Source organism: Micromonospora sp. NPDC018662 (assembly GCF_044391475.1).
Lineage (GTDB): Bacteria > Actinomycetota > Actinomycetes > Mycobacteriales > Micromonosporaceae > Micromonospora.
Genome location: NZ_JBISAC010000015.1, coordinates 68,412 through 81,240, shown reverse-complemented (window position 1 = coordinate 81,240; position 12,829 = coordinate 68,412). Strand labels below are relative to the sequence as shown.

Genomic DNA, 12,829 nt, shown 5'->3' with positions numbered 1-12,829 from the left:
CTGCGACCGGCAGTGGGGTGGGAATGAGCGCTTCGACGAGCTGCTCGTTGGGCCGGCGGGGACGCGGGCGGCCAGATCTCACCGAGGCCCCCGCCAGGGCGGTCGCAACGGTGTCAGCGCAGGGGGACGCCACTCCCGACGTCCGGGGGCACAAATGAAACGCAGCGGTTCGCATTCCCACGCGAGGAGAGTTGATCTCGCGTGGATCTCCACACGTAGTGGTGTCCGAGGGGGGACTTGAACCCCCACGCCCTATACGGGCACTAGCACCTCAAGCTAGCGCGTCTGCCATTCCGCCACCCGGACCTGCACGTCCAGCCTACCTGGTCGGCCGCGGTGACCTTCGCACCGGTTCGGCCGGCCCCGAGGGCCGCACGGGGCATTACTGTACACGGCTCGAAACGATCATGCACATCACCTCCGGTGCCGCACGTCTTCGCAGGTCAGCGCCACCGAACGCCGAGCGGGTAGCGCGCAACCGGCGATTCCGGGCAGCATTGCTCACGTGTCCCACCCCTCCCCGCTGACCGCCGCGCAACACCAGGCCCTGGCGCTTCGCGCCGCCGGCGACCTGACCGGCGCCCGCCGCCTGCTCGCCGACGCGATCTCCGCGGCCCGTCCGGCGTACGGCGAGGACCACCAGGATGTGCTGGCCACCGGTCATCTGCTGGCTCGGCTGCACCGGGAGGCCGACGACCCGGCCGCCGCCCGCCGGGTGCTCGAGGAGGCGTACGCGGCCGGTGAGCGTCGCCGCGGCGACGCCGACCCGCTGATGCTCGCGCTCAGCTTCGACCTCGCCGGCGTGGCGGAGGAGCTGGGCAACCGGCACGAGGCCCGCCGCAACTACGGCCGCGTGGCCACCGCCGGGCCCGCCGTGCTCGGTCCGGACCACCCGGCGGTACGCGCGGCCCGCCACTACCTCGGCGGCTCCGCCGCCGCTCCCGCCGGTCAGGGCCCACCCCTCGGCGGCTCCGCCGCCGCTGCCGGCCGGCACCCCGATCCGGCGCGGTCCGGGCCCACCGTGTCGCTGCCGGAGGTCGCGCCGTCGTACCCTTCCCGGCCCGCCCCGCCGCCACCCGCCGTCGCCGCACCACCCGGCGTGACACCGGTGCCCGGTGCCGAATGGGCACCGCCGCCGGCCCCGACCGCCCGGGCATCCGGACCGGGGTCCGGCCCCGGGCCGCACGGCGGTCCACCACCGCCACCGCCGCCCCGGTCCGCGCCGGGGCCGGCCCTGCTGCCGCCACCGCCGGTGGTCCCGGCCTCGTTCCCGCCCGCCGGGGCGGACCGTCCGGCAAGCCCTTGGGCACCCCCGCCGCCCCGGCCGGGCCCGTCGGCGACGCCGACCCCACCCGGCCCGGTGCCTGCACCCGTTCCGTCCCACGCCGGCGTTCCACCGGTCCCGCTGAGCCACGGAACTCCACCGATCCCGCTGGGCCAGGGGGCTCCATCCACCCTGCCGAGCCGCGGAACTCCACCGGTCCCCCCGAGCCAGGGAACTCCACCCACTCCGCCGACCCACGGAACTCCACCGGTCCCGCGGAGCGACGGAACTCCACCGGCCCCGCCGAGCCATCGGGTGACGCCGGTAGCGCCCGCTCCCGGCGTGACGCCGGTACCGCCCCGAGCGCCGTTCGCGGTACTCCCGTCTCCCGAACCGGCGGCGCCGACCGCCGGCGTCGCTCCGCTACCGCCGCCGCCGGTCATTCCCCCTCCTCGCCGGCCGTCGCCGTGGGCGGGCCCCGGGGCCGCCGCCCCGCCACCGCCGCCCGGGACGGAAGCAGCCGCGATACCGCCACCCGCGTCCACCGTGGCACCCGTACCGCCCGCGCCACGCGTCCCGGCACCGATGCCGGAGGCACCGGCCGCCCCCGAGATCTTGGTACGGTCCCGCCCCTCCGAGGGCGACCCCGTACCAAGAACGGCAACGCCCGTGGCGGCGGCGTCCGGGGCCGAGCCGCCGGCGCCGGCGCCCGCCTCGGCGGGGACGCCCGCTGCCGCGCCGGCACACCGGCCGGACGAGTCGGCCGGGACAGCGGTGGGCGGGCCCGGATCCGGCCCGGTGGTGCCCGGCCCGGGCTGGGACAAGCCGACCATTCAGGTGCAGCAGATCGGCCCGTTGCTACGCGAGGAGGCGGAGCGGCAGGCCGCCGCGTCCGCACGCTCGACCGACGCCGTCACCCCGGCGAGCGGAGCGTCGGCGGCCACGCCTCCCGGTGGTGGGACGCCCGTCAGCGGCCCGCCGATGAGCACCCGACCGACGAGCGGAGTGCCGGGCGAACACCTGCCGGGCGGACATCCGTCGGGCGCTCCGTCCCGGGCGCACCCGCCGCACACACACCCGGGGAGCGGGCCCTCGAGCGCGTACCCGGTGAGTGGTGCGCCGATGAGCGGCATGCCCGTCAGCGCCACCCCCGTCAGCGGCACGCCGGTGCCGCCGTGGGGGATGACCGCGCCGCCGTGGAGCAGTGTGGCGCCGTCGCAACCGGTCGCCGGGCCCGCCGCGACCGACCCCGAGCCGACGCCGGACAGCTTCGACGCCACCGACGTGCACCGGAGCGCCGCCGAGGAGCACCGGAGCGTCACCGGGGAGCAGCGGAGCCCGGCCGAGGAGCACCGGGGTGCCGGGGAGCTGCACCAACACGCCGGGGAGCTGCACCGGGACGCCGACGGCGAGGTGCCGGACGAGGGCCGGTCGCTGCCGGTCCACGACGGGCTGCTGGGCTTCCCGGAGCCGGCCCGGTCGGAACCGGCGGCGTACCCGGAGCAGGGTTCCTGGCCGGCGGTGCCGCCGGCGTTCCACCAGCCGGCCGCGTACCCGGGCATGGCGGAGCCGGAGTCGCGCGGCCGCAACCGGACGGTGCTGGCCCTGGTGGTCGGCGGCGCGGTGCTCGCGGTGGTGGCGGCGGTCGCCGGTGGCGCGGTGTGGCTGAACCGGGACGCGGCGCCGCCCGCTCCCGTGCCCAGCGCGGTGAGACCGAAGGTCACCGGCCCGCCCCCCGGTGACCTTCGGCTGCGGGACGACACCACCACGATCACGGTGACCTGGACCGACCCGACGAACGGCGGGGTGCCGTTCGTGGTGGCGGGGGGCCGGGCCGGCCAGAAGCTCGGGGTGATGGCCACCGTGGACGCCGGGCAGACCCGGTACACCGTGAACGGGTTGAGCGCGCGGCTGGACTACTGCTTCACCGTGCTGGCGGTCTACTCGACCGACTCCTACGCCACCTCGGGTCAGGTGTGCACCGACCGGGAGGGCGCCGCCACGCCGAACTGACCGGCCACCGGGGACACGCTCGGTGTCCACAGCGGGACGGTACGGGTTTCACCTGCCCCGGCCGGCCCCTATGATGGCTCCCGGCTCTGGGGAGGGTCGACCACGGGCGCCGCCCTCCTCCACCGACGCGGGAAGGCAGCCGGCTGTGACCACCATCGAGGACGTCACGAGCACCGCCGGGCCGGAGACGGCCCGCCCTCGGAAGCGGATGCGCGGCGGGCTGGTGACCATCGGCACCGTGGCCGCGCTGCTGGCCGCGATGGGGTTGACGGTGCTCGGGCTGGGCGCCGCCGACAACGCGGTGGCCAACTTCGACTCGTCGTCCTGGCTGTGGAGCACCACGCGCAGCGAGCTGGCCCGGGTCAACGGCATCACCGCCCGGGTGGACACCCGGATGGAGGTGCCCGGCGGGCGGCGCCACCAGATGCAGGTCGCCCAGACCGACCGGCTGCTGATCCTGCGTGACCTCAACACCGGTCAGGTCAGCTCGCTGGATCTGGCCACCCTGCAGATCACCGCCACCACGCCGACCGCGCCGGGGCTCGGGGTGAGCGTCGCGCTGCACGACGACCAGGCGTTCGTGGTGGACGCGGTGCAGGGCATCGTCCGGCAGCTCGACCCGCGGGCGTTGACGCCGGTGGGCGAGCCGGTCCGCTACCCGCCGGGCATCACCGGCGGGACGTTCGACGGCGAGGGCAAGCTGTGGATCGCGGTGCCGAGCGAGGGCACCGTCTCGGCGGTCACCGCCGCCGACCTGCCGGCCACGCCGGGTGACGCGCCCGCCGCCGGGCTCAGCCCGAAGCGGGTCGAGACGTACGAGGTGGCGGAGCCGGCGCACGAGCTGGTGGTGTCCACGCTGGACGAGGGGGTGGCGGTGCTGGACCGCACCTCCGCGTCGCTGGTGACGGTCAGCGGTGGGCGGACGCAACGGGCCGGCCTGACCATGACCGCGCCGGGCAGCCTGCCGACGCGGACCAGCGGCCCGCAGGTGCCGGTCACCGTCCCGGGTGACCGGTCGGTGCACGTGGTGCGCGACGGCGCCGAGGTGAAGCGGTTCACGGTGCCCGGCGCGGGCGCCCGGCTCAGCCCGGCGGTGGCCTGGGCGGGCCGGTTCTACGTCGCCGACGAGGGCACCGGAACGGTCTACTCGTTCGACGCCGGCGGGCAGCTGGTGGAGACGATCAAGGGCGCCGGCCGGCCGGGCCCGGTGGAGCTGGAGGTCCGCGAGAACCACCTGTTCATCAACCCGCCCGACTCGTCCAGGGCGCAGGTGGTCGACGACCACAACCGGGTGCGCGAGGTCGACAAGTACGCCAACGACGTGCTCGGCGGCGACCCGCCGCCGGTTCCCCCGCCTCCGCCCCCGCCGAAGAAGCCGAAGGTGAGCAAGCCGGGCGCGCCGAAGTCGGTCCGGGCCGCTGCCGGCAACGCGTCGGCGCAGGTGAGCTGGCAGGCCGCCGCGTCCAACGGCGCCGAGATCATCCGGTACGTGGTGGAGGGCGCCGGTCAGACCCACCAGGTGGGCGCCAACCAGCGCGCACTGGAGATCACCGGCCTGACCAACGGCGAGACGTACACGTTCTCGGTGCACGCGGTGAACGCCAAGGGCGACGGGCCGGCGCGCCGCAGCAACCCGGTCGTGCCCACCGCCGAGGTGCCGGACCCGCCGACCGCGGTGACCGCGGAGGCCCGACCGGACGGCACCGTGCTGGTCACCTGGCCGGCGGCGAACGGGCAGGGCAACAAGGTCGCCCGGTACGCGGTGACCGCGACCTCGGCCGGTGCGAGCGCTCCGGCCGGCGAGTCGCCGAAGACGGAGCTGGTGGTGCCGGCCGGCCAACTCGAGTTCGGCACCCAGTACGCGTTCACGGTGACCGCGGTCAGTGAGAAGGGCGCCGGTTCGAAGGCGTCGCCGGTGAGCAACACGGTGGTGCCGTTCACCGTGCCGAAGGCGCCGACCGAGCTGCGCGCGTCCACGGTGGCCGACCAGCCCGGCACGATCGCGGTGCAGTGGTCGCCGGCGGTGGAGAACGGCCGCCCGGTGACGAAGTACGTGGTGGAGGCCGGCGGGAAGACGGTCGAGGTGACCGATGTGCGGGCCACCGTGGGCGGGCTCGGCAACGGCCAGAACGTCACGGTGACGGTGAAGGCCGTCAACGAGGCCGGTGCCGGCGGGGAGGCCACCACCACGGCGCGCACCGTGGCCGCGCCCCGGGTCACGGTGACCGGCTCGTCGGCGGACGCCACGTCGGTGACGGTGACGTTCACCGTGGACGCCGGCGGCGGAAAGGCTGCCTGTACGGCCGCGACCGGCGGCAAGTCCGCCACCGGGAGCTGCTCCAGCCTGCGGGTGACCGGTCTGACGCCGGGCACGGCGTACACGGTGACGCTGACCGCGAGCAACGCGGCCGGCAAGGGCACGGCCACCCGCGCCCAGACCACCGACCCGCTCTACGGCATCGCCACCTGCAAGAACGGCCCGGACGGCGACCAGCGGACGTACTGCGACAAGGACGTCTCGGGCCGCAACGGGAACGAGATCTTCAAGGTCACCCAGCAGGACGACGACCGCCAGGCGGGCTGGGTGCCGGACGGACACCGGCTGCGCACCTACTGCAAGGCGAAGGGCGAGAACGTGGACGCCTGGATCTACAACAAGAACAAGCAGAGCAACTGGTGGATCCAGGTCGCCTACGAGGGCCGCACCTACATCCCGTGGGCCTGGCTCAACCTGGAGGGCGGCGACAACCTCAACCTGCTGCCCACCTGCTGACCGCGATCTTCTTCGAAAGGCACCGGCGTGAACACGCACGAACCGCTCAGCCACCCGGAGGTGCAGGGCTTCGCCGCCCTGGCCGCCCGGCTGGCCGACAACGTCAACGCGGTCGTGCTGGGCAAGCCGCAGGTGGTCCGGCTGGCGCTGACCGCGCTGTTCGCGCAGGGGCACGTGCTGCTGGAGGACGTGCCCGGGGTCGGCAAGACCACGCTCGCGCGGGCGGTGGCGGCCACCGTGAAGGGTGAGTGGCGTCGGATCCAGTTCACCCCGGACCTGCTGCCCTCGGACGTGTCCGGGGTGACCATCTTCAACCAGGCCAGCCGCGGTTTCGAGTTCCACCCGGGGCCGGTGTTCGCGAACATCGTGATCGCCGACGAGATCAACCGGGCCTCGCCGAAGACCCAGTCGGCGCTGCTGGAGGTGATGGAGGAGCGCACCGTCACGGTGGACGGCGTACGCCACCCGGTGCCGCAGCCGTTCCTGGTGGTGGCCACGCAGAACCCGGTCGAGATGGACGGCACCTACCGGCTGCCCGAGGCGCAGCTCGACCGGTTCCTGGTGAAGCTCTCCGTCGGCTACCCGGACGAGGCGGTCGAGGTGGAGGTGCTGCGCGGCGCCACGGTCCGCTCCCCCGACTCGCTGACCGCGGTCACCGACACCGCCACGGTCGGCGAGATGGTGCAGATGGCCCGGCGGGTGCACATCGCCGAGCCGCTGTACGCGTACGCGGTGCGGCTGGCCGCGGCGACCCGTACCCATCCGCAGGTGCGGGTCGGGGTGAGTCCGCGCGGGGTGATCGCGTTGACGCGGGCGGCGTGCGCGTACGCGCTGATCGACGGGCGGGGCTGGATCATGCCGGAGGACCTGAAGGCGCTTGTCGAGCCGGTCTTCGCGCACCGGCTGCTGCTCACCCCGGACGCGCAGGTGCGGGGCGTCACGCCGGCGGAGGTGCTGCGTCAGGCGGTCGCCTCGGTGCCGGTGCCGCTGCCGTCGGGCCAGCCCGCCCCGGTGCACGGCTGAGCGTGGGGATCACCGCCCGGGGGATCGGGCTGCTCGTCGCCGCCCTGGTGCTGCTCGGCGTCGGTTTCCGGTACGCGTACCCGGAGCTGACCGTGCTCGGCGCGGCGGCCGGCGTCGCGGTCGGCTACGCCGTGGTGACCGCCGCCTGGCGGCCCCGGTTGACCGTGGCGCGTCGGGCCGACCCGGACCGGGTGGCCCGGGGCGAGCCGGCGGCGATGGAGCTGACCGTGCGCAACACCGGCCGGCTGCGGGCGGCGAACCTGGTCGCCGAGGACCGCTGCGCCGGCGCGCTGGTGCCGGTGCCGCTGCTGCGGCTGCGCCCGGGGCGGGACACGGTGGTGCGCTACCCGGTGCCGACGTACCGCCGGGGGGTGGTGCCGGTCGGGCCGCTGCGGGTGGTGCGCCGGGACCCGCTCGGGCTGGTGGCGCTGGCCCGTGGCTACGGCGGCACGGTGCCGGTGTGGGTGCATCCGCGCATCCACCCGATGTCCGCGGTGCCCACCGGGGCCGGGCGCAGCCTGGACGGGCGCACCGACAGCGTGCCGCACGGGTCGATCACGTTCGACTCGCTGCGCGAGTACGTGGTCGGCGACGAGCTGCGCCGGGTGCACTGGCGGACCAGCGCCCGGGTGGGCGAGCTGATGGTGCGGGAGAACGTGGACACCAGCCTGCCGCGTCTCGTGGTGGTGCTGGACAACCGGGCGGCCGCCCATCCGGGCCGGGTGGCCGGGGTGGCGGAGTCGTTCGAGTCGGCGTGCGAGGCGGCGGCGTCGGTGGTGGCCGCGGCGGTGCGGGAGGACCTCCCGGTGCACCTGCTGCTGGTCGCGCCGGCCGAGGCCGAGCCGGCGGGGGTGGCCGGGCCGCTGGATCGGCTGGCCGCGGTGGAGCTGGCCGGCGGCGGGCCGGAGGTGCTGTCGGCGGCGGCGGGCCGGCTGCGCCAGGACCGGCTCGGCGACACGCTGGTCTTCCTCACCGGGCCGGGCGCCGCCGACGAGTTGGGGCACGTCGGCGCGTTGCGCGGCGCGTACCCGTCGGTGGTGGTGGGGATGTTCGGCGCGGTGGCGCCGACGGCGGCCGGCGCGGCGGGCCTGGTGGTGCTGGACGCGGCCGACGGCGCGGCGTTCGCCGCCGAGTGGGACGGGATCCGCCGGTGGTGACCGGGACGCCGGCACGGGAGTGGGCGGTCCGGGTGCTGCGGGCGGCGGTGGTGCCGGTGGCGCTGGTCGTGCTGGTGTCGCTGTCCGGCGTGGTGCTGGGCCGGGTGTACGCGGATCCGCTGCTGACCCGGCTGATGGTCGGCGCGGCGGTCGGTTCGGTGGTGGTGAGCGTGGCCGCCCGGCGGCTGGCGTCGTGGCTGGTGGCGCCGCTGTCGGTGGCCGCCCTGGCCGGCTGGACGCTGCTGTCGCTGCGGTTGGCGGCGAGCCACGCGGCGCTGCCCGGCGGGCTCGGCGAGGTGGCCGCCGACGCCGCCCGCAACGCGATCCCCCGGCTGCTGACCGCGATGATCCCGGTGCAGCCGACCCCGGACACCGTGCTGGTCCCGGTGGTGGCCGCCTGGCTGGCCGGGCTGACCGCCGCCGAGGTGGCGTTGCGGGCCGGCCGGGTGCTGGCCGGTTACCTGCCGCCGGCGCTGCTCTACGCCGGCGTGCTCTACGTGGTCGGGCCGAACGCGGCACCGGCGGTCGGCCCGACGGTGTTGTTCGCGGCCGTCGCCGCGGCCGGCCTGGCGGCGCCCGGACGGCGGTCCGACCCGGCCGCCGCCGACCCGGCCGCCGGTCTCACCCCGGCGGTCCGCGCGGCGGTGCGGCTGCGGCTGGCCGCCGCGAGCGCGGCCGGCCTGGCCGTGGTGGTGGCGCTGGCCGCACTGCTCGCGCCGGTGGTCGCCGGTCAGGTCGACGCGCGTCCGGTCGATCCGCGCCGCTACGTGGAGCCGCCGCGGGTGGAGTCGCTGGACGAGAACCCGCTGATCCGGATCTCGGGCTGGGCGTTGAACCCGGACCAGCGGCTGCTCGACGTGCGGACGGTCGCCGGCCCGGCCGAGGGTGGGCCGCCGCGGATCCGGTTGGCGGTGCTCAGCGACTACGACGGGGTGACCTGGCGGGTCGGGGCCACGTACCGCAACGCGGGGCGGATCCTGCCGGCGGTCGAGCCCGCGCCGGGCACCACCACCGAGGCGGTGCGCCAGGAGATCACGGTGGGCGACCTGACCGGGCGGCTGCTGCCGGCGGTGCCGACGCCGCGCGAGGTGGGTGGCGCGCGGGTGGCGTACGACCCGGCGAGCGGGACGCTGATCCGCCCGGAGGGGCTCGTCCCGGGGCTGCGGTACGAGGTGTCCTCGGTGCGGGAGCGCCCGGACCTGAACCTGGTGAGCACCGCGAACGTGCCGGCCGGCGACGCGGTGGCGCGGGTGTTGCGGGTGCCGGACGGGGCGCCGGAGCAGTTGCGCCGGCTGGCCGCCCAGCTCGCCGAGGCCAACGGCGCCCCGTACGCGCGGGCGGACGCGGTCGCCACGTTCCTCGCCGAGCACTACCGGGTGACCGCCGACGCGCCGAGCGGGCACGCGTACCCGAATCTGACGTTCTTCCTGTTCGGGCCGCGCAACGGCGGCGGGCAGCGGGGCACGTCGGAGCAGTTCGCCGCCGCGTTCGCGGTGCTCGGCCGGCTCGCCGGGCTGCCCACCCGGGTGGTGGTCGGGTTCGAGCCGAAGGCGGACGGGCCGGTGCGGGCGGCCGACGCGTACGCCTGGCCGGAGGTGCTGTTCGAGGGCGTCGGCTGGGTGCCGTTCGATCCGATGCCGCGCCCGGACTCCGAGCCCCGCCCGGTGGAGGAGGACTTCCGGCCGCAGCCGGAGGAGCCGCCGCCGTCGGAGGTGCCGGCGCCGACCGAGGAACCTTCCGCCTCTCCCCCGGCCGCCGCGTCGGCGCCGGACCGGGCCCGGGGCGGTCCGGGTACGCCGGTGCTGGTGGGCGGCGGCGTCGGCGGCCTGCTGCTGCTGGTCGGGGCGGTGTTGGCGGCGCTGGCGGTGATGCGCCGCCGGTTGACCCGTACCCGGTTGGAGCAGGGTGGCCCCGGCGAGCGGATCGCCGGCGCCTGGCGGGAGCTGACCGACGGGTTGCGGCTGGCCGGCCGACCCGTGGGCGCCGATCTGGCGGCGGCGGAGGTGGCCGAGCGGGCCGGCGCCACGCTCGCGACAGCCCGAGCTTCGGGTGGGTCGACTGCCGGCGCCCCGGTGAGCGTCCCGGCGGAGTCTGACGGTGGCGTGGGCGAGTTGGCCGACCTGGTCAACCGAGCCGCCTTCGCGCCGGGCAGCGTTGACGCGGCGCAGGCTGCGCGTGCGGTGGCGGTGTCCACCGATTACGTCACGGCACTGCGGGCGGCCCGCTCCCGGTGGGCGCGGTTGCGGTGGACGGTGCACCCCGGTCCGCTGCGCTGGCGTCGCTGACGGCGGACACGCCGGACGACACGGTCCTCCACCCGGGGTGCGCAGGCCCCTTCCGCCTGACTAGAAACTTGACGACGCGGATGGATCGGTCAGACCGTCGCATCGGGGCCGCCCGGTGCCCGCGAAGCAAGCCGGCCGGTGGAAAGCGCTTCTCCGCGCCGGGCGTCGTGCACTGACTCGTCCACGTCATCAAGTTCCTAGTCAGGCGGAAGGGGTCCACCGGACGGTGGCGACCACGCCAGACGGCAACGACCCCACCAGGCAGGAACCGGCTCCGCCAGGCAGGAATCCGGCTCCGCCAGGCAGGAATCGGCCCCACCGGGCGGGAACCGGCCCCGCCAGGCGGGAACCGACCCCGCCAGGTGGGAGCGGTCCGGCCCGGCGGGCCGGGCGCCACAGCTACGGGGCGGCGGCGCGCAGCTTGCGGACGAGCTTGCGCAGGCCCGCCTGCCAGCCGTCCGGGTCCTCGGCGCGGCGGCGTGCGTAGTCGGCGACCTCCGGGTGGGGCAGGATGAGGAACCGCTCCTCCGCCAGCCCGGCGACGACCGCGTCGGCGACCTGATCCGGGGTGAGGATCGCGCCGGAGGCGGCGATCACCCGGGCGCCGAGGTGTCCCTCGGCGAGCCCGTCGGCGAGCATCGGGGTGTCGACGCCCTGCGGACAGAGCGCGCTGACCCGGATGCCGGCGTCCCGGTAGGTGATCGCCAGCCAGTCGGCGAGGCCGACCGCCGCATGCTTGGTGGCGGTGTAGGGCGCGTCGCCGACCGCGGTCAGCAGCCCCGCCGCCGAGCAGGTGAGCAGCAGGTGGCCCTGCCCCCGGCGCAGCATCCCCGGCAGCACCGCCCGGGCGCTGTGCAGGTGGCCGAGCACGTTGACCCGCCAGGCGCGGTCCCAGTCGGCCTCTGGCGCGTCGAGGCCGCCGCCGGTGGCGACGCCGGCGTTGGCGCAGAACAGGTCGATCCGGCCGTGGCGGCGCTCGGTCTCGTCCACCAGCGCGCGGACCGCCGTCTCGTCGGTGACGTCCAGCCCGACGCCGGAGGCCACCGGGCCGATCGCGTCGGCCGCCGCGCGGGCCGCGTCGGCGGCCAGGTCGGCGAGCACCACTGCGGCGGCGCCCTCGGCGGCGAACCGCCGGCCCAGCGCCGCGCCGATGCCACCGGCCCCGCCGGTGATCACCACCACCCGGTCGGTCAGGTTCATCTCAGCTCCCGTCCTCGGCGCCGGCCCCGAGCCGGGGCAGCAGGTCGGCCCAGGCGGCCGCGCCGCCCCCGGTCGTCTCCGGCGTGGGCAGCACCGCCAGCACCGGCACGTCGACGCCGTGTGCGGCGTACCGGCGGGCCGCGGAGGCGCACCGCTCGGGCGAGCCGTGCAGCACCAGCGCGTCGACCACGTCGTCCGGCACGGCGGCGGCGGCGCCGCGCCGGTCCCCCGCCGCCCACGCCCGCCACATCTCCCCCAGGCTCTCCTGCCGGCCCAGCCAGCGGTGGAAGGCGGCGTACGCGGGCACGGTCAGATAGCCGGTGATCATGCGGCGGCCCAGCGCGCGGGCGTAGTCGGCGTCCTCGGTGGGACAGACGAAGATCCGGGCGGCGACCTCGAAGCCGGGGCGACGCTCCCCCAGCTCGGCGAGCGCGGTCGGCACGTCGTCGGCGGCGAGCCAGTTGAGGATCACCCCGTCGGCCTCGGCGGCGGCGAGCCGCAGCATGCCGGGGCGCAGCGCGGCCAGCAGCACCGGCGGCGGCACGGCCGGCGGGCGTTCCAGCGTGAACCGCCGGATCGCGAACGTGTCGTACGCCCCGTCGACGGTCTCGCCGCGCAGCGCCGCCCGCAGGAAGCGCAGCACGTCGCGGGTGCGCCGGTACGGCTCGTCGAACGGCACCGCGTTCCAGTCCTGCACCAGCACCGGTGAGGACGCGCCGACGCCCAGCGCGAAGCGGCCCGGCGCGGCCTCGGCCAGCGCGGCGGCGCTCATCGCCAGCAGCGCCGGCCCTCGGGTGAAGACCGGGGTGATCGCGGTGCCGAGGCGCAGCCGGGGCGCCCAGGCGGCGGCGAGCGCGAGCGGGGTGAACGCGTCCGTGCCGGCCACCTCCGACGACCAGACGTCGGTGAAGCCGGCCCGGTCCAGGGTCGCGTAGACCTCGGCGTGCTCGGCGAGCGGGATGCCGCCCAGCGGCACCGTCATGCCCCATCGGTTCGTCACCTGTCGATCGTGCCCGCCCGGCGCCACCCGGAGCAAGATCAGGGGGCGATCCGCACGATCCGCACCGCGACGGCCGGGAAGAGTGTTACGACTGCCGGGTGGACGCGATCGAGG

The 12,829-nt window shown here is 76.3% G+C and carries 7 protein-coding genes, 1 tRNA gene and 1 pseudogene; 6 read left to right on the top strand and 3 right to left on the bottom strand.

The features are described 5' to 3' along the window. Window positions 1-219: 219 nt before the first annotated feature. Window positions 220-306, bottom strand: a tRNA-Leu gene (locus ACH495_RS29480). 199 nt (window positions 307-505) lie between these two features. Here ACH495_RS29480 and ACH495_RS29475 point away from each other — a divergent pair. The 6 genes and pseudogenes from ACH495_RS29475 to ACH495_RS29450 all read left to right on the top strand — a co-directional run. Continuing rightward, window positions 506-679 (top strand): annotated as a pseudogene (locus tag ACH495_RS29475) (hypothetical protein); the annotation flags it as partial. Between the two features lie 1,707 nt (window positions 680-2,386). Next, window positions 2,387-3,277 (top strand): hypothetical protein, encoded by an 891-nt coding sequence (locus ACH495_RS29470; RefSeq protein ID WP_396861031.1) that lies wholly within the window; start codon window positions 2,387-2,389, stop codon window positions 3,275-3,277. Between the two features lie 145 nt (window positions 3,278-3,422). After that, window positions 3,423-6,050, top strand: a complete 2,628-nt coding sequence (locus tag ACH495_RS29465; protein ID WP_396860971.1) for a fibronectin type III domain-containing protein — start codon at window positions 3,423-3,425, stop codon at window positions 6,048-6,050. A gap of 27 nt (window positions 6,051-6,077) precedes the next feature. Beyond that, the gene (locus tag ACH495_RS29460) at window positions 6,078-7,073 is read left to right on the top strand and encodes an AAA family ATPase (RefSeq protein WP_396860970.1); all 996 of its coding nucleotides are present in this window, start codon (window positions 6,078-6,080) and stop codon (window positions 7,071-7,073) included. Between the two features lie 2 nt (window positions 7,074-7,075). Beyond that, on the top strand, window positions 7,076-8,230 hold the full coding sequence (locus tag ACH495_RS29455) for a DUF58 domain-containing protein (protein WP_396860969.1): 1,155 nt from the start codon (window positions 7,076-7,078) through the stop codon (window positions 8,228-8,230). Further along, window positions 8,227-10,515 (top strand): DUF3488 and transglutaminase-like domain-containing protein, encoded by a 2,289-nt coding sequence (locus ACH495_RS29450; protein ID WP_396861030.1) that lies wholly within the window; start codon window positions 8,227-8,229, stop codon window positions 10,513-10,515. The genes ACH495_RS29455 and ACH495_RS29450 overlap by 4 nt, the downstream gene beginning before the upstream one ends. A 399-nt stretch (window positions 10,516-10,914) precedes the next feature. Here ACH495_RS29450 and ACH495_RS29445 read toward each other — a convergent pair whose 3' ends face one another. Both ACH495_RS29445 and ACH495_RS29440 read right to left on the bottom strand, forming a co-directional pair. Next, window positions 10,915-11,715, bottom strand: a complete 801-nt coding sequence (locus tag ACH495_RS29445; RefSeq protein ID WP_396860968.1) for an SDR family oxidoreductase — start codon at window positions 11,713-11,715, stop codon at window positions 10,915-10,917. A gap of 1 nt (window position 11,716) precedes the next feature. Continuing rightward, complete coding sequence (locus tag ACH495_RS29440; RefSeq protein ID WP_396861029.1) at window positions 11,717-12,697, bottom strand: LLM class F420-dependent oxidoreductase; 981 nt, start codon at window positions 12,695-12,697, stop codon at window positions 11,717-11,719. Between the last annotated feature and the right edge of the window lie 132 nt (window positions 12,698-12,829).